The organism is Streptomyces sp. NPDC048257, from assembly GCF_043201855.1.
In the GTDB taxonomy this organism is placed as follows: Bacteria; Actinomycetota; Actinomycetes; order Streptomycetales; family Streptomycetaceae; genus Streptomyces.
The window spans coordinates 182,990-200,032 of the sequence record NZ_JBICZI010000002.1 but is presented as its reverse complement, the minus strand read 5'-3'; the positions used below and the strand labels follow the sequence as shown (position 1 = coordinate 200,032).

17 protein-coding genes are annotated in these 17,043 nt (G+C 73.2%); 2 read left to right on the top strand and 15 right to left on the bottom strand.

Annotation, left to right across the window (positions count from 1 at the left end):
• Positions 1–82 precede the first annotated feature (82 nt).
• Together ACGFZK_RS04915 and ACGFZK_RS04910 are read left to right on the top strand one after the other, a co-directional pair.
• Complete coding sequence (locus ACGFZK_RS04915; RefSeq protein WP_375931804.1) at positions 83–553, top strand: cation:proton antiporter regulatory subunit; 471 nt, start codon at positions 83–85, stop codon at positions 551–553.
• 6 nt (positions 554–559) lie between these two features.
• A complete protein-coding gene (locus tag ACGFZK_RS04910; RefSeq protein ID WP_393847424.1) occupies positions 560–1,816 on the top strand; it encodes a cation:proton antiporter in 1,257 nt (418 codons plus the stop codon).
• A gap of 20 nt (positions 1,817–1,836) precedes the next feature.
• Here the strand turns inward: ACGFZK_RS04910 and hypE are convergent, their stop codons facing one another.
• The 15 genes from hypE to ACGFZK_RS04835 all read right to left on the bottom strand — a co-directional run bounded on the left by hypE (position 1,837) and on the right by ACGFZK_RS04835 (position 16,938).
• Complete coding sequence (gene hypE, locus ACGFZK_RS04905; protein ID WP_393847423.1) at positions 1,837–2,898, bottom strand: hydrogenase expression/formation protein HypE; 1,062 nt, start codon at positions 2,896–2,898, stop codon at positions 1,837–1,839.
• Positions 2,891–4,051 carry a hydrogenase formation protein HypD gene (gene hypD / locus ACGFZK_RS04900; RefSeq protein ID WP_393847422.1) on the bottom strand — a complete coding sequence of 387 codons (1,161 nt, stop codon included), beginning with the start codon at positions 4,049–4,051 and terminating at the stop codon, positions 2,891–2,893. The genes hypE and hypD overlap by 8 nt, the downstream gene beginning before the upstream one ends.
• Positions 4,048–4,431, bottom strand: coding sequence for a HypC/HybG/HupF family hydrogenase formation chaperone (locus tag ACGFZK_RS04895; RefSeq protein ID WP_393847421.1), 384 nt, complete (start codon positions 4,429–4,431; stop codon positions 4,048–4,050). The genes hypD and ACGFZK_RS04895 overlap by 4 nt, the downstream gene beginning before the upstream one ends.
• A gap of 54 nt (positions 4,432–4,485) precedes the next feature.
• Entirely contained in the window at positions 4,486–6,828 is a 2,343-nt protein-coding gene (gene hypF, locus ACGFZK_RS04890; protein WP_393847420.1) for a carbamoyltransferase HypF, read from the bottom strand.
• Positions 6,828–7,709, bottom strand: coding sequence for a hydrogenase nickel incorporation protein HypB (gene hypB, locus ACGFZK_RS04885; protein WP_393847419.1), 882 nt, complete (start codon positions 7,707–7,709; stop codon positions 6,828–6,830). Before hypB ends, hypF begins: the two co-directional genes overlap by 1 nt.
• A 3-nt stretch (positions 7,710–7,712) precedes the next feature.
• Positions 7,713–8,108: a hydrogenase maturation nickel metallochaperone HypA gene (locus tag ACGFZK_RS04880; RefSeq protein ID WP_393847418.1), complete on the bottom strand. Its 396-nt coding sequence runs from the start codon at positions 8,106–8,108 to the stop codon at positions 7,713–7,715.
• Positions 8,109–8,244: 136 nt separating this feature from the next.
• On the bottom strand, positions 8,245–8,349 hold the full coding sequence (locus tag ACGFZK_RS04875) for a DUF6893 family small protein (RefSeq protein ID WP_393847417.1): 105 nt from the start codon (positions 8,347–8,349) through the stop codon (positions 8,245–8,247).
• Complete coding sequence (locus tag ACGFZK_RS04870) at positions 8,346–8,897, bottom strand: hydrogenase maturation protease (RefSeq protein ID WP_393847416.1); 552 nt, start codon at positions 8,895–8,897, stop codon at positions 8,346–8,348. Before ACGFZK_RS04870 ends, ACGFZK_RS04875 begins: the two co-directional genes overlap by 4 nt.
• Positions 8,894–10,318, bottom strand: a complete 1,425-nt coding sequence (locus ACGFZK_RS04865) for a hypothetical protein (RefSeq protein ID WP_393847415.1) — start codon at positions 10,316–10,318, stop codon at positions 8,894–8,896. Before ACGFZK_RS04865 ends, ACGFZK_RS04870 begins: the two co-directional genes overlap by 4 nt.
• A complete protein-coding gene (locus ACGFZK_RS04860) occupies positions 10,315–11,016 on the bottom strand; it encodes a DUF6084 family protein (RefSeq protein ID WP_393847414.1) in 702 nt (233 codons plus the stop codon). The genes ACGFZK_RS04865 and ACGFZK_RS04860 overlap by 4 nt, the downstream gene beginning before the upstream one ends.
• A complete protein-coding gene (locus ACGFZK_RS04855; protein WP_393847413.1) occupies positions 11,013–11,699 on the bottom strand; it encodes a DUF5947 family protein in 687 nt (228 codons plus the stop codon). The genes ACGFZK_RS04860 and ACGFZK_RS04855 overlap by 4 nt, the downstream gene beginning before the upstream one ends.
• Entirely contained in the window at positions 11,696–12,223 is a 528-nt protein-coding gene (locus ACGFZK_RS04850) for a hypothetical protein (protein WP_393847412.1), read from the bottom strand. The genes ACGFZK_RS04855 and ACGFZK_RS04850 overlap by 4 nt, the downstream gene beginning before the upstream one ends.
• Positions 12,220–14,004: a nickel-dependent hydrogenase large subunit gene (locus ACGFZK_RS04845; protein ID WP_393847411.1), complete on the bottom strand. Its 1,785-nt coding sequence runs from the start codon at positions 14,002–14,004 to the stop codon at positions 12,220–12,222. Before ACGFZK_RS04845 ends, ACGFZK_RS04850 begins: the two co-directional genes overlap by 4 nt.
• A gap of 64 nt (positions 14,005–14,068) precedes the next feature.
• Positions 14,069–15,124 (bottom strand): hydrogenase expression protein HypE, encoded by a 1,056-nt coding sequence (locus ACGFZK_RS04840; RefSeq protein WP_393847410.1) that lies wholly within the window; start codon positions 15,122–15,124, stop codon positions 14,069–14,071.
• A gap of 71 nt (positions 15,125–15,195) precedes the next feature.
• Positions 15,196–16,938, bottom strand: a complete 1,743-nt coding sequence (locus ACGFZK_RS04835) for an enoyl-CoA hydratase-related protein (RefSeq protein WP_393847409.1) — start codon at positions 16,936–16,938, stop codon at positions 15,196–15,198.
• Between the last annotated feature and the right edge of the window lie 105 nt (positions 16,939–17,043).

Here is a 17,043-nt window from a genome sequence, read left to right as displayed (position 1 = left end):
CGGAACCATTCTTCCGCCCGGGCCGCGCCGCTCCACGGCCGCACACGAAGCAAGGGGGGACAGAGCTGTGCCTGCTCCACGGATGAGCACCACGCCACTGCCCGGCATCGGGGTCCAGTACGACCTCACCACCCGCGAGCACCGCCACCTGTCGGTGATCGCCCACCGCGACGGGACCCGTACGGTGAACGTCTACCGCGCCGACGATCCCGACGCGTGCGCGCAGTCCCTGCACCTGACGGGGGCGGAGACCGCCTCGCTGATCGACGCACTGATGCCCGCGCACCACAGCCCCAACGTGCTGCACACCACCGACCTCGGGCTGGTCGCCGAGCGCATCGAGCTGTCCGCGCACTCGCACTGGAACGGCCGGCTGCTGGGCGAGACCCGGATGCGGACGGAGACCGGGGTCTCGATCGTGGCGGTGCTGCGCCGGGCCGAGGCCCGCCCCTCCCCCGCGCCCGACTTCCGCCTGGCCGGCGGGGACACGCTCATCGTGATCGGCACCCGCGAGGGCGTCGACGCCGCCGCTTCCATACTCGGACGGGAGTGATCGCCTGTGCACTCCGCTGTCTTCCTGATCGAGTTCGGTGCCATCATCCTGGGCCTGGGTCTGCTGGGCAGGCTCGCCGGCCGCTTCCGCTTCTCCCCGATCCCCCTGTACCTGCTGGCCGGTCTCGCCTTCGGCACGGGCGGGCTGCTCCCCATGGGCGCGAGCGAGGAGTTCGTGGCGATCGGCGCCGAGATCGGTGTCATCCTGCTGCTGTTGATGCTGGGGCTGGAGTACACGGCCACCGATCTGGTCTCCAACCTCAAGACCCAGTACCCGGCCGGGCTGGTGGACTTCACCCTCAACGCCGTCCCCGGCGCGGTCGCCGCGCTGCTGATGGGCTGGGGGCCGGTGGCGGCCGTGGTCCTGGCGGGGGTCACCTGGATCTCCTCCTCCGGTGTCATCGCCAAGGTGATGGGTGACCTCGGGCGGCTCGGCAACCGTGAGACCCCGGTCATCCTCAGCGTTCTCGTCCTCGAGGACCTGGCCATGGCGGTCTACCTGCCCATCGTCACCGCGCTGCTGGCCGGAGTCGGTCTGGCGGCGGGGAGTCTGACCCTCGCGATCGCGCTCGGTGTGGCGGGCGCGGTGCTGTTCGTCGCCGTCCGCTACGGCCGCGTCATCTCCCGGTTCGTCTCCAGCGACGACCCGGAGAAGCTGCTCCTCGTCGTCCTCGGCCTGACCCTGCTGGTCGCGGGCATCGCCCAGCAGCTGCAGGTCTCCGCCGCGGTCGGCGCGTTCCTGGTGGGCATCGCCCTGTCCGGTGAGGTGGCCGAGGGCACGCACACCCTGCTCAGCCCGCTCAGGGACCTGTTCGCCGCGGTGTTCTTCGTCTTCTTCGGCCTGCACACCGATCCGGCCAGCATTCCGCCCGTGCTGCTGCCCGCGCTCGCGCTCGCCCTGGTCACCACGGGTACGAAGATCGCCACCGGGTACTGGGCCGCGAAGCGCGCCGGGGTCGGGACCAAGGGCCGCTGGCGGGCCGGCGGCACCCTCGTCGCGCGCGGCGAGTTCTCGATCGTCATCGCGGGTCTCGCCGTCACCGCGGGCATCGAACCGGCCCTCGGGCCGCTGGCCACCGCCTACGTGCTCATCCTCGTGGTGATCGGGCCGCTCACGGCCCGGTACACCGAGCCGCTGGCCGCGTGGTGCCGGGGCCGCCGCGCCATCAGCACCCCGCTGCTCGCCGCAGCACCCCCTCCGGCGCACTCCCCGGAGGCCGCGCCGGAGACGGCCCCCGACCAGGACCCCGCAGGGCGTCCGTAGCCGAGGGCCGCAGGGGCCGGTCAGCAGATGCGCGGCAGCTGCTCCCCGATCGGCAGGTCGACCACGCGGGTGCCGCCGAGGGCGGTGCGGGCCACCACCAGGCCCGGGTGGGCGTCGACGGCCTCGCCGATGACCGCCGCGTGGCGGCCCAGCGGATGGGCGCGCATGGCGTCGAGGACGGCGTCGGCGTGCTCGCGGGGTACGAAGGCGACGAGCTTGCCCTCGTTGGCCACGTAGAGCGGGTCGAGGCCGAGGATCGCGCAGGCGTTGGCGACGGCCGCGGGGACCGGGACGCGGCCCTCGTGGATCACGACCCCGGTGCCCGAGGCGGCCGCGATCTCGTTCAGGGAGGCCGCCAGGCCGCCCCGGGTGGGGTCGCGCAGGACGTGGAGGTCCGGGGTGACCGCGAGCATGCTCTGCACGAGGCCGCCCAGGGCCGCGCAGTCGCTCTGGATGTCCACGCCGAATTCCAGGCCCTCGCGGACGCTCATGATCGCCACTCCGTGGAGCCCGATCTCGCCGCTGACGATGACGACGTCACCGGGTACGACGCGCTGCGGACGCAGGTCCACCCCGTCGGGGATGAGCCCGATGCCCGCGGTGTTGATGTAGATGCCGTCCCCGTGGCCCGCCTCCACGACCTTGGTGTCGCCGGTCGCCACCTCCACGCCCGCGGTCCGCGCGGCCGCGCCCATGGCCTCGGCCACGCGCGCCACGACCGACATCTCGACGCCCTCCTCCAGGATGAACCCGCAGGACAGGTACGCCGCCCGGGCGCCGCTCATGGCCAGGTCGTTGACGGTGCCGTTGACCGCGAGGTCGCCGATGCCGCCGCCGGGGAAGAACAGCGGCCGCACCACGTACGAGTCGGTGGAGAACGCCAGCCGGACCCCGCCCAGGGACACGGCCGCGGAGTCCCCGAGCTGGGCGAGCACCTCACCGCCGAAGGCGGGGGCGAACAGGTGCTGGACCAGCTCGGCGGAGAGTGCGCCCCCGCCGCCGTGACCCATCACCACGCGGGGGCGGTCGCGCAGCGGGGCCGGACAGGTCCAGCCCGCGATGTCGAGTGCGGTGTCAGACAACGGGGCTCGCCTCCAGCGGGGCGGTCGGGGTGGGCGCGGCGGACGCGGCGGCGGGTACGGTGCCCAGCTCGAGCCGCCGGTAGAGGTAGTACGCGGCGCAGGCGCCCTCGCTGGAGACCATGGTGGCGCCGAGCGGGCTGCGCGGGGTGCACAGCGTGCCGAAGGCCTCGCACTCGTGCGGCTTCAGCAGCCCCTGGAGCACCTCGCCGCTACGGCATTCGGCAGGCTCCCGGGTGTTGATGCCGGTGACGGAGAAGCGGTGTTCGGCGTCGAAGTCCCGGTAGCGGGAGGACAGTCGCCAGCCGCTGTCGGGGATGACGCCGATGCCCCGCCACGCCCGGTCGGTGACCTCGAAGACGTCCTCCAGCATGGCGAGGGCGGCGGGGTTGCCCTCGGGGCGGACGGCGCGCGCGTAGGCGTTGTCGACGGTGTGCTCGCCGCGCTCCAGCTGCCGTACGGCCCGGCGTACGCCCTCCAGGATGTCCAGCGGTTCGAAGCCGGTCACCACGATCGGCACCCGGTGGCGTTCGGCCAGTGCGGGGTACTCGCGCACGCCCATCACGCTGCACACGTGCCCGGCGGCGAGGAAGCCCTGGACCCGGCAGCTCGGCGACTGCATGATCGCCTCGATCGCCGGGGGCACCCGGACGTGGGAGACCAGCAGGCTGAAGTTGGGGATGCCCAGCTTCTTCGCCTGGTGGACGGTCATGGCATTGGGCGGTGCGGTGGTCTCGAAGCCGATGCCGAAGAAGACCACCTGGCGCTTCGGGTTCTCCTGGGCGATCCGCAGGGCGTCGAGCGGGGAGTAGACGACGCGTACGTCGCCGCCCTCGCTCCGCACCTGGAAGAGGTCGCGGCCGGTCCCGGGCACCCGGAGCATGTCCCCGAAGGAGCAGAAGATCACATCGGGGCGGGAGGCGATCTCCAGCGCCTTGTCGATCACCTCCAGCGGGGTGACGCACACCGGGCATCCCGGCCCGTGGATCAACTCCACCTGATCCGGCAGGAGTTGATCGATCCCGTGCCGGATGATGGTGTGGGTCTGGCCGCCGCAGACCTCCATCAGGGCCCAGGGCCGGGTCACGGTGGCATGGATGTCGTCGAGCAGCCGGCGGGCGAGGGCCGGGTCCTGGAACTCCTCGATGTACTTCACGGCTGGACCTCCTCCTGCGGCGCGGCAAGGGCGGGCTCGCGATCGGGTTCGGGTTCCGGTTCGGGTTCGGATGGGGCTTCGGCATCGTCGGCGAACGGCCAGGGGGTACCGCCGGCCGCGGCGGCCTGCTCCCACGGGTCGCCGAACTCCTCCTGGAGCATGCCGAGTTGGGCGAAGAGTTCGAGGGTCTGCTTGGCGGACTCCTCATCGAGGCGCTGGAGGGCGAAGCCCACGTGGACGATGGCGTACTCGCCGACCTGGAGGTCCGGCAGGTACTCCAGGCACACTTCCTTCTGCACACCGCCGAAATCGACGGTGGCCATGCGGGTGCCGTCCTTCTCCCCGATGTCGAGCACTCTGCCGGGCACCGCCAGGCACATGGGCTTCTCCTTGCTGTGGGTGATGTCAGGGGCAGGGGGTGTCAGAGGGTGTCGTCAGGGGGTGTCGTGCGCGGCGGCCACCATGAGCTGGCCGAGGGACAGCCCGCCGTCGTTCGGGGGGATCCGGCCGTGCCGCAGGACGGTGAACCCGCGGGCGCGCAGCGTCCGGGCGCACGCCGAGGAGAGCAGGGTGTTGGCGAAGACCCCGCCGGTCAGGGCGACGGTGTCCAGGCCGTGGCGCTCGCGGGCGAGGTCGCAGAGGGAGACGACGAGCGCGGCGACGGCGGTGTGGAAGCGGGCGGCGATCAGCGCCGGCTCCGCGCCGGCGCGCACGTCGGCCACCACCGCGGCCAGTACGGGGGCCGGATGGGCGGTGACCGGCCCGCCGCCCGGGTCCGGCGGCACGCTGAGGCCGAAGGCGTAACCGGGGCCGGGTACTTCACCCGCTGCGCACGCACCGAGCGCCGCACCCTCCAGCTCGATCGCGGCCTGGGCCTCGTAGGCGGCCAGGTGGCAGATTCCGGCCAGGGAGGAGACGGCGTCGAAGAGGCGGCCCATGCTGGAGGTCGGGACGCAGTTCAGGCCGCGCTCCAACTGGCGCTCCAGAACCTGGAGTTCATTCGGGGGGCAGGCGGCGGTGCAGGGCAGGTCCGGTGACCGGGCGATGCCCGCGGCCCGCAGATGGGACAGCGCCATGCGGTACGGGCGGTGCACGGCCGCGTCGCCGCCCGGTAGCGGGACGTACGCGAGGTGGGCGAACCGGGTGTACCCGGCGTAGTCGGCGAGGAGGACCTCGCCGCCCCACACGGCGCCGTCGTCGCCGTAGCCGGTGCCGTCGAAGGCGACCCCGATCACCGGACTGCCGCCGTCCAGGCCGTGCTCCGCCATGGCGGAGGCGATGTGGGCGTGGTGGTGCTGGACGCGGACGAGGGGCCGGGCGCCGGCGGCGCGGCGCGCCCACCCGGCGGAGCGGTAGCCGGGGTGCCGGTCGGCGGCGAGGCGCCCGGGGGCGACGCCGGTGATGGACTCCAGCTGCAGCTCGGCCCGTTCGAGGGCGTCCCGGGTGGCGAGGTCGTCCATGTCGCCGATGTGGGCGGACAGCCAGGCCTTGCGCCCTTCGCCGAGGCAGAAGGTGTTCTTCAGGTCGCCGCCCACGGCGAGGGTCGCGGGGACCGGCAGCGGCAGGGTGAGCGGCAGCGGGGCGTAGCCGCGCGAGCGCCGTACGGTCAGCGGCTCGCCGTCGCACACCCGCACCACGGAGTCGTCGCACGGGACGTGGATGGGGCGGTCGTGCGTGAGCCAGGCGTCGGCGAGGGCGGCGAGCCGGTCCAGGGCCTCGTCGTCATCGGTGACGATGGGCTCCCCGGCGAGGTTCCCGCTGGTCATGACGAGCAGCCGGGGTCCCGGGGGGTCTCCGGGCAGTCCGAGCAGCAGGTGGTGGACCGGCGTGTAGGGGAGCATCACGCCGAGGTCGGGACAGCGCGGGGCGACCCCGCCCGCCGGCCCACCCGGGCCGTCCGCCCCGGCGCGGCGGCGGAGCAGCACGATGGGCCGTACGCCCCCGGTGAGCAGCTCCCGCTCCTCGGGTCCGATGTGCGCGAACCGCTCCGCGTCGGCGAGGTCCCGGACCATCAGCGCGAAGGGCTTGTCGCCGCGGGCCTTGCGCCGCCGCAGCTCGGCCACGGCGGCCTCGTGGGTGGCGTCGCAGGCCAGGTGGTAGCCGCCGAGGCCCTTGACGGCGAGGATCGCCCCGGCGGCCAGGAGCCGACGCGCCTCGGCGATCGGGTCCGTGCCGGCGCTCTCGCGGGGCGGCCGCGAGGTGAGCAGCCTCAGCCGCGGGCCGCAGGCCGGACAGGCGACCGGCTGCGCGTGGAAACGCCGGTCGGCCGGGTCCGCGTACTCGCGGGCGCAGTCGGCGCACATCGGGAAGGGCGCCATGGTGGTGTGGGCGCGGTCGTACGGCAGCCCGGTGACGATGGTGAAGCGCGGCCCGCAGTGGGTGCAGGTGATGAAGGGGTGCCGGTGGCGCCGGTCGGCGGGGTCGGCCAGTTCGGTGAGGCAGTCGGCGCAGGTGGCCACGTCCGGGGAGACCAGCGTGCGGGCGGGGCCGCCCGTCCGCGAGGCGATGATGGTGAATCCCGCGCCGCCCGCGACGGGGACCTCCCAGTGGTCGACGGCGTCGACGACGGCCAGCGGGGGCGCGTCCGCCGCGAGCCGGTCGCAGAACAGCGACACCGCCGCCGGGGCGCCCTCGACCTCCGCGACGACGCCCTCCGGGGTGTTGGTGACGTGCCCGGCCAGGCCCAGCCCGGTCGCCCGGGTGTAGACGTAGGGCCGGAAGCCCACGCCCTGGACCACGCCCCGGACGGTGACCCGGCGGCGCTGGACCGCCTCCATCAGCGGGTCTGCGCGACGGGGTGGACGTGCGGGTGCTCGTGGTCCTCGTCGTGGAGGTGGTCCCCGTCGTGAGCGTGAGCGTGATCGTGATCGTGATCATGCCCGTGCCCGTGCCCGTGCCCGCCGCCGTGACCGTGCCCGCCGCCGTGATCGTGCCCGCCGCCGTGCCCGTGCCCGTGTCCGTGCGCGTCCTGCTGACGGGCCATCACCGGCGTGTGGACCCCGGCCCCCGACCCGGCCGCCAGCGCCCGGTCGAGCAGGACGCCGAGGCCCTCACCCGCCCGCGCCGAGGTGAGCACGACCTCCACACCGGGGTTGACCTGCTCGACGTTGGTGCGGAAGGCGGCCTCGTCGAATTCGACGGCCCGCGCGATGTCGGTCTTGGTGACCACCACCAGCTGGGCCAGTCCGAAGGCGGTCGGATACTTCAGCGGCTTGTCCTCGCCCTCGGTCACCGAGGCGAGCACCACCCGCAGCGACTCCCCCAGGTCGTAGCCCGCCGGGCAGACCAGGTTGCCCACGTTCTCCACGAAGAGCAGCCGGGTGTCCTCGGGCAGCCAGCCGTCCAGGTGCCGGCCGAGCATCGCGGCCTCCAGGTGGCACAGCCCGTCGGTGAGGACCTGCTTGACCGGTACGCCCGAACGGGCCAGCCGCACCGCGTCGTTCTCGGTGGCCAGGTCGGCCGTCAGCGCGGCCACGGCCACGCCCCGCTCCCGTGCGAGGAGCAGTTCGCGCTCGAGCAGCGCCGTCTTGCCGCTGCCGGGGCTGGAGAGCAGGTTGACCACCGTCGTACCGCGGGCGGTGAGTTCGGTGCGCAGGACCTGGGCGGCGACGTCGTTCTTGGCGAGCACCGCCTGCCGCAGATCGACCACTCGGCACATGGTTCAGGCCTCCTCGGGAATCGGTTCGCGGGTACGGGCACCGGCGGGGCCGTCTTCCCAGCGCACGCTGAGGATCTCCAGCTCGCGGCCGGACAGCAGTTCCACTTCGGTGGCCCTGCCGCACGCGGGGCAGCACAGTTCGGGGGGCATGCCCACCGCCCAGGTGCCGGGACAGGACCCGCACCGGGCGCGGGCCGTCACGGACTCCGTGACGAGCGAGGCGCCTTCGAGGACCGTTCCGGCGCAGGCCAGTTCGAAGCAGAAGGCGAGCGCGTCGGGGACCACCCCCGCCAGCTCACCGACCTGCAGCCGTACCGAGGTGACGGCGCGTGCGCCGCCCGCCCGGGCCGCCTCTTCCACCTGGCCCACGACGGCCATGGCGATCGACATCTCGTGCATCGGACTCCGTCCTGCCGGGGCTCATTACACCGGCGGGACGGGGTCGCGGAGCCGGGGCACGCCGGTACGCGGTGTGCCCCGTACGCCATTCGGGCGCCTGCGGACCGCCCGCGGACCGGCCGCGCCGGCGGTGGTGTCACATCCGGCGCATGCGCAGGTAGCGCCGGAGGTCGGGGAGGATCTGGAGCAGGACGGCGGCGAGGGCGGCGGCCACGGCCCCGCCGATGACGGCCTTCTTCATGGGGTTCTCCTCAGTTCGCGGCGGGGCCGGCCGGTTTCGTCGTCGGTCCGGCCGTGGATCAGGTCCAGGGCCATGCGTACGGCCTCCGGCACGGCGGCGGCCACGGGTGCGCTCAGCCCGATGCCCTCCTCGACACCGGCCGGTTCGCAGCCGAGGACGAGCGTGCGCCGGGGCGGGGTGGCGCCGGTCCCCGCGCACAGGGTGTCCAGCAGTGCGAGGACGGCGTCGGGGGACATGTGATGGCCGTCGAGGACCGGCGGCGGCGGTGCCCCGTCGCCGTCCTGCGGCCCGGTGCCCGCGCTCCCGTCGGCCTCGATGAGGTAGAGCGTGCCGGGCTCGCCGCCGCGTGCGGCGGCGTCGATTAGCAGGAGTGTGTCGTAGCCGTCGAGGAGCTGGTAGGCGAGGTGGACGCCGCGGACGCCGAAGTCCACCACCTCGACGCCGTCGGGCAGGGGGTGCGCGCCCAGCGCCCGTACGGTCTCGACGCCGAAGCCGTCGTCGCCGAGGAAGACGTTGCCGATGCCCGCGATCAGGACCCGGTCGTTCACGCGTCCTCCAGGGGGGTGACCTCGTCGGGCTGGAAGTAGAGGAACCTGCCCTGTTCCCGGCGGATGTCCGCGCCCGGGTCGTCCTCGACGGTGACGGCGAGGTGCACTCCCCCGTCGACGTCGTGCAGGACGGCCTCCACCAGCGCGGTGCGGCCCTGGAGGAACAGGTCCTGGGCGTCGGTGCGCCGCAGCCCGGGGCGCAGCAGAACGCGGCTGCCGGGGCCCACCGAGGCTCCGCCGACCGTGATCCGGTCGCGGGCCGGGTCGGCCGTGTCCGCCCGGGCCGGGTCCCACCAGGGGGTGTCGGGCCGGAACACCGCGTCCTCGGAGGGGAGTTCGGCGATCAGCGGCGGCTGCTCCGGGCCGGTGACGTCCCGCAGGGCCCGTACGGCGCCGTGCAGTCGTTCCAGTACCTCGGGGGGCATGGAGTCGGCGAGGTCGATCACGGCGGCCGCCCGGGCGTCCGTGCCGCGGGCCTCGCGCTTCTCCTGCTCGGTCAGGGCGGCCGTGCGCAGGGCGAGGATCTCGTCGATCTCGGTGGAGTCGTACATGGCGCCCGCGCTCTCGGGGGCGATGGCGGGATGGTCCTCCAGGATGATCGGGGAGGACAGGACCACGTCGGCGCGGCCGGGTTCGCCCGCGAGCACCGGCCAGGTGTGGCGGTTGGCGCAGGCGGCCACCGCCTCCCTGGCCCACTCGGGCGGGTCGGTCATGGACAGGAAGGATCCGGGGTCCAGGCCCAGCAGCAGGTGGGCGGCGACCAGCGAGTGGGGCAGGGCGGCTTCGCGGTCGACGGCTCCGGTCCCGGGGGGCGGGGTCCACGGGCTGGTGTTCTCCACCACGGCCCGGAGCCTGAAGACGCGGTAGGCGCCGGGGAGTTCGGTGGCGTGCAGGCGCAGCACGCCCTCGATCTCCTCGGTGCGCCGCACCAGGCGGCCCACCGTGCGCCCGTCGGTGTCCTGGACGGCCTCGGTGTCGACGCGGGCGGGCCGGCGGAAGGGGAAGGTGACGCCGTCGTCGCCCACCAGCTCGGCGACGGGGACGCTCACCTCGACCCGCTCCTCGGCCCCCTCGTCCCAGGGCACGAGGACCCGGTCGGCCAGGTGCAGCTCGGCGACGTCGGCGAAACCGCCGCCGTCCAGGGCCTGCTGGACGGTACGCCGCTGCGCGTGCAGGAAGCGCAGCTCCAGGGCGAGGGTCGCCGTGCCCCGCGGTTCCATCAGGATCTCGGTCTGCTGGAAGACGTGCTCCTGGTGCGCGCGGCCCCAGGCCGGGGGCACGAGGACGCCGAACTGCCAGCGCAGCCGGTTCTTGGCGGCCGAGGCCCGGTACGGGTAGAGCACGTACCCCTCGAGGAGGACGGCGTCGGCCACCTGCCGGGCGGCGGCGAAGCGGGAGTCGGCCGTGGTCGTCGTGGTCACGGGGCCGTCCTCTCGGTGAGGCGCGGCAGGATCGCACCCAGCCGGACGGGTCCGGGGCCGGGCGGCTGCGGCGGGGCGGCCGCGTCCAGCAGGGCACGTACGGTCGCCTCCCACGAGGCGAGGGCGTGGCGGGAGCGGAAGGCGAGCAGCTCGTCCATGGTGTCGCGGGGCAGCCGGAGCCAGCCGCAGCCGGGGAAGTGCTGTTCGACCATCTCGCGCCATACGGCCACGGGCATGCGGTACGCGGCTTCGCGGTCCCAGGGCACCGGCTCGACGCGGAAGCCGGCGTCGCCGGTGAAGGCGGTGCCGGAGAACAGCATCAGCAGGGGTACCTCGCCCTCGCCCAGGGCTTCGAAGTACCGGGTCGCGGCGATGTCCATGTCGTACGTGCAGGGCACGACGAGGTCGGTCTCGATCTCCCCGGTGAAGCTGGGGACCATGACGGAGACCTGGGCGAACTGGACGGGCTGGAGGGTGTTGCCCCACCGGGAGCGCTCGCCGAACAGGTCCGCCAGTCCTTCCGCCTCGGCGGGGCCGTAACCGCGCCGGGCCGGTTCGATGCGGATCTGGCAGCGCAGGGCGACGGCGTGCACCCGGGCGCCCCCGGCTGCGGTGATCCGCAACCGGAAGACGAGGGTGGGTCCGGCGGCGTACGCGTCGGCGCGCACCCCGGTACAGGTGAAGGCGAATTCCGTCATCGGACCCCGTCCTCCGCCGTCTTCGTCGCCTCCGTCGGCTCCGGCAGGGCCCTGGCCCGCCGTTCCACCTGCTCGAAGAAGGTCTTCAGTGCGGCCCGGGCCTCGGCTCCGCCGTCGAAGCCCTGCCACAGCATCCGCATCCGCCCCACCAGCTCGTAGCAGATGTCGATCGGCACCAGATAGCACTCGGTGCGGCCCTCCGAGCGGCGCAGCAGCAGCGCCTCGACGTCGGGTTCGAGGAGCGTGGACAGCCGGCCGCTGCCCAGAACGGTCTGCCAGGTCGCGGGATCGAGTTCGCTCTCGGTAGCTCCGGCCGGGCTCGGATAGAGGGCGACCAGCCGGTCGAGGGCGGCGTTGCGGAAGAAGAACGCGACGCCGACCGGGATCTGGAGGAGTTCCCACGCGCCGTCGTCGAGCCGGTGGGCGGGGTCGGTGAGATAGCGGTCCGGTACGGCCCGCAGGCGTCCGGTGCCCGATCCGGGCCGGTCGAAGAGCAGGGCGCAGGCGGTGCAGGCGCAGATCAGGGCGCGCTGCTCGGTCTGCACCAGGTGGCGGTGGGCCTCCCGGGGCACGACGACCCCGCACAGTTCGCAGGTCTCGGGCCGGGGCGGGCGCGGGCCCGCGAACCGGCGCAGCCCGCGCGGGGCGCGCGGGCCGTCGTGGAGGAGACCGGGCCCGCTCACGGCACCCGCGCCGGGCTCGGGGGCCGGGTGCCGATCTGCAGGAGGGCGGGTGCCGGGGCCGCGGCGGGCTCCCGTTCCACGCTCGTCACCTCGGGGGCGAAGCAGGCCAGGCTGTCCTCGAGCGTCCGCCCGGCGGTGTCCTGGCCGCCGGATCCGCAGCCGCAGCCGGCGGAGGCGGCTGCGGGGCGCAACCGCAGGACGCCGGTCTTCTCGTCGAAGCCGAGCAGTTCCACCGGTTCGCCGTGGGCGGCCAGGGCGCGGGCGATGCGGGTGTGCACGTCCTCGGGGTGCAGGCCGTGCAGGGAGAGCAGGCTCGCCACGAGTTCGTCGTCGCAGACCGCCTGTAGGGGGCCGTCCCCGACCTTCTCGACGATCCGGGCGAGCCCGGCGCCGTAGAAGTCCATGAGGACGCGCACCAGTTCCTCGGCGGCCGCGCACGCCGCCCGGTCGCCGGTGGCGGCGAGCCGGTCGAGGACCTCCTCGACGCGGCGCCCGGCCTGGGCGCCGTCGGTCGCCGCCCTCATCCGCCCAGTCCGCTCAGGCCGGTGGGCACGTGCATCGTCTTGACGGTCTTGCCGCCGCCGACGTACATGTGGACGCCGCAGGGCAGGCAGGGGTCGAAGCTGCGGACCGCGCGCATGATGTCGATGCCCTTGAAGTTCTCCGGGGTGTTCTCCTCGAAGATCGGGGTGTTCTGCACGGCGTCCTCGTAGGGGCCGGGCGTGCCGAAGGTGTCGCGGGTGCTGGCGTTCCACGGGGTCGGCGGATACGGGTGGTAGTTGGCGATCTTCCCGTCGCGGATGACCATGTGGTGCGAGAGCACGCCGCGCACCGCCTCGGTGAAACCGACGCCGAGGCCCTCGTCCGGGACCTCGAACTTCTCCCAGGTCTGGGTGCGTCCGGCGCGGACCTCGGCGAGGCCCTTCTCGGCGCAGTGCAGGGCGATGGCGGCCGCGTAGGCCTGGAAGTAGGTGCGCGCGCGGTTGCGTTCCAGCGCGTTGCTCCACTTCGGGATCTTCCACTCGAAGCGGGTCTCGGGCTTGGTCATCGTGCGCGGCAGGGTGATCACGACGCTGTGACCGGTGGCCTGCACGTAGTCGGTGTGGACCAGGCCGGACAGGGCGGTGGACCACAGGCGGGCGATGGGGCCGCCGCCGGTGTCCAGGGCCAGGTGGTCCTTGCCGTCGAACCAGCGGGGCGACATGACCCAGCTGTACTTGTCGTCGAAGTTCCGCTTCTGCGGGGCCGGGATGGTGTGCTGGTTCCACGGGTGGCGCGGGTCGACCGGGTTGCCGAGCGGGTCGTGGGTGACGAACTGCTCCTGCCCCTCCCAGTCGTCGTAGTACGAGCTGCCGAGCAGGATGCGGATGCCGAGGTTGATCTCGGTGAGGTCGTTGGTGACCAGCTTGCCGTCCACCACCACGCCCGGGGTGACGAACATCTTCCGTCCCCAGTCGGTCATGTTGGCGTACGTGAAGTCGCAGTACTCGGGGTCGTTGAGGGCGCCCCAGCAGCCGAGGAGGACGCGCCGGCGGCCGACCTCCTCGTACCCGGGCAGGGCCTCGTAGAAGAAGTCGAACAGGTCGTCGTGGAGCGGGACGACCTTCTTCATGAACTCGCAGTACCGCATGAGGCGGCTCATGTAGTCCGTGAAGAGCTGGACGGAGGCGATGGTGCCGACGCCGCCCGGGTAGAGGGTGGAGGGGTGCACGTGGCGCCCCTCCATCAGGCAGAACATCTCCCGGGTGTAGCGGGAGACCTGGAGCGCCTCGCGGTAGAACTCGCCCTCGATGGGGTTGAGCGAGCGCATGATGTCGGCGATCGTCTTGTACCCGTGTTCCCCGGCGTGCGGGGACGGTGTGCGCTCGGCGAGCTCCAGGACGCCCGGGTTGGTCTCGCGGACCATCTTCTCGCAGTAGTCCACCCCGACCAGGTTCTCCTGGAAGATGTTGTGGTCGAACATGTACTCCGCGGACTCGCCGAGGTTGATGATCCACTCGGCGAGGTGGGGCGGCTTCACCCCGTAGGCCATGTTCTGCGCGTACACCGAGCAGGTCGCGTGGTTGTCGCCGCAGATGCCGCAGATGCGGCTGGTGATGAAGTGCGCGTCGCGGGGGTCCTTGCCGCGCATGAAGACGCTGTAGCCGCGGAAGACCGACGAGGTGCTGTAGCACTCCGCGACCCGCTTCTGCTTGAAGTCGATCTTCGTGTGGATGCCGAGACTGCCCACGATCCGGGTGATCGGATCCCAGGCCATCTCCACCAGGCCGCTGCCGTCACCGGCCGCCTTCGTCTTCGGTGTCATCGTTTCTGCCGTGACCCTTCTTCGGTGCGGGAACTGGAGTTGGGGGGTTCTTCCGGAGGACGCGTCACCAGGGCGGGCGGTAGCCCGTGGTCAGGCTCCGGCCGCTCTGCCTCCACTTCGGTTCCTCGTCCACGGTGTGGGCGGTGACCGATCGGAGCCTGCGGATCAGCGCGCCGTACGCGCCGCTCGCCCGCGTGGAGACCTTGGCGCCGGGGGGTTCGTCCATGAACGGCATGAACTTGTCGGGGAAGCCCGGCATCGTGCAGGCGATGCAGATGCCGCCGACGTTGGGGCAGCCGCCGATGCCGTTCATCCAGCCGCGCTTGGGCACGTTGCACTTGACGACCGGACCCCAGCAGCCGAGCTTGACCAGGCATTTCGGGGAGTCGTAGGTCTCGGCGAACTGGCCCTGCTCGTAGTAGCCGGCGCGGTCGCAGCCCTCGTGGACGGTGGCTCCGAAGAGCCAGGTCGGGCGCAGCTTGTCGTCGAGGGGGATCATCGGGGCGGAGCCGGCCGCCTGGTAGAGCAGGTAAGTCAGGGTCTCCGAGAAGTTGTCGGGCTGGATCGGGCAGCCCGGCACGCACACGATGGGGATGCCGGCCTTCGAGGTCCAGTCCCAGCCGAGGTAGTCGGGCACGCCCATGGCGCCCGTCGGGTTGCCCTCCATCGCGTGGATACCGCCGTACGTGGCGCAGGTGCCGATGGCCACGACCGCGAGGGCCTTGGGGGCGAGGCGGTCGATCCACTCGCTGGTGGTGATGGGCTGACCGGTCTCCGGGTCGTCGCCGAAGCCGCACCAGTAGCCCTCGGGCTTGATCTTCTCGTTGGGGATCGATCCCTCGACCACCAGGACGAAGGGGTCGATCTCGCCCCGCTCGCCCTTGAAGAACCACTCGATGAAGGTGTCGGCGCCGCCGACCGGGCCGCATTCGAAGTCGATCAGCGGCCAGTGCACGGCGATCTTGGGCAGACCGGGCAGGACGCCGGTCACGATCTCCTCGATGCTCGGCTGCATCGCCGCCGTCAAGGACACTGAGTCGCCGTCGCAGCTCAGGCCCGCGTTGATCCAGAGGATGTGGATCAGCGGGTCCTCGACCGGGTCCTGCGTCGCTGTGGCCATGGGACGGCTCCTCGGGGAGGGGATCGGGAAGGGGTGCGGGGAGGCGGCCTGCCTCGCCCACACCTTTCTTGCTAACAGCAGTCAGGCCCGGGCGCCGCGTCAGGTGCGGCCAGTCCAGTGACACCGCGCGCTCTGCCGGCCGACCCGCTCAGATGGGGCGGGGTGGCGGCCGGGCGCTCCTTGCGGACGAAGGCGCGGCGCAGTGCGTGGTAGGGGGCGTCCGGGTCGAAGAAGGTCCGCCGCATCAGGGCCAGCTCGGCCTCGCGGTGGGCGGCCAGCGGCCGGACCGCCTCGTCGCGTTCGCGCGCCGCCTTCTTCCCGGCGATCCGGGAGGCGGTGGCGGGCAGGGCGGCGAGGCGGACCGCGAGGCGCTCCGTCTCGTGGGCGAAGTCCCCGGGCGCGCAGGGCACCGTACGGTCGACCAGTCCGAGCCCGTGCGCGGCGGTGGCGCTCAGCGGGAGGGCCTCGGTGGTGAGGCGGTCCGCGAGGACGGGGCCGACGCGGCGCGGGAGGGTGTACGTCCAGTACTCGGAGCCGTGCAGCCCCATCAGGCGGTAGTGCGGGTTCAGGACGACGCCCGAGCGGCACCAGACCTCGTCGGCGGCGAGGGCGAGCATGGCCCCTCCGGCGGCGGCGTTGCCGCCCAGTGCGCTGACCACCAGGCGGTCGGTGGTGGTCAGCACCGCCTCGACCAGGTCGTTCATGGCGTTGATGTTGGCCCAGGACTCCTCGGCCGGGTCGGCCGCGGCCTCGATGACACCCAGGTGGATGCCGTTGGAGAAGAAGTCGCGGCCGCCGCCGAGGACCAGGACGGTGGTGGGGCGGTTCCGGGCGCTCCGGTAGGCGTCCAGCAGGCGGCGGCAGTGTTCGGTGCTCATCGCGCCGCCGGGGAAGGAGAACGACAGGAAGCCGGCATGCCCCTCCTCGTGGTAGCCGATGTCGGACCAGGTGGGCCGGTGGGGGCCGGCGTGCCGGGGCACGGGGAGGCCGGGAAGCGGGGGCAGCCGGTCCGCGAGCGCGAGCGTGGCGGGGAGCTTGGGGGCGGGCGCCCCTCCCGGCCCGCGGCGGGCGCGCAGTTCCGGGATCCAGACGGCGCCGTCGGCCGTGGCCCGGCAGACGGCCCCGGCCCGGGTGGCCAGCAGCTCGCCGGGGCGTCCGCGCAGGTGCTCCTCGCGGTGCCCGCCGTGCAGGTACCACTCGCCGCCGAGCAGGTCGTCGCGTACGCCGGGCTGCGAGTCGGCGGCGCGCAGCGTGCGCAGCACGTCCTCGGTGGCGTCGCGCTCCCAGTCGATCCGGCGCTCCTCCTGGCGCAGGAGGGGCCGGGCCCGGCCGCCGGTCTGCGGCCGGGGGGTGTACCTACCGGAGGCGAACCGTTCCACCGCGAGCAGGACGGCCTCCAGCGCGGCGTCGGCGATCTCGCCCCGGTAGAGGTCGCTCTTGCCGACCGGCGGTACCGGGCACGGGGCGCAGGCCCAGACGTCGCCGGCGTCCATCTCGGCGTTGGCCTGCAGGACCGTCACCCCCCAACGGGGTTCGCCGTCCTGGATGGCCCGATCGAGGGAGGAGGGGCCGCGGTCGCCGACGGGTCCCGGGTGGACGATCAGACAGGTGTGGGCGGACCACACCTCCTCGGGGATGGCGGTGCGCAGCATCGGGGCGATCACGAGGTCGGGGCGGTGGCCGCGTACGGCGTCGGCCAGGCGGGCTCCGGGCAGGGCGAGTTCGACCGCGACGCGGTGGCCGTGGTCGCGCAGTTCGGCGTGGACTCGCTGCGTGAGGCTGTTGAACGCGCTCGCCACGAGCAGGACGTACAAGTGATCTCCCAGCGGCGGCCCGGAGCCGCGCGTGCGCGGTGCCGGGCCTGGTCGGCGGCCCGTGGCCGGAACATGACCGGCCGCCTGAGATGGTCGGGGAGATCG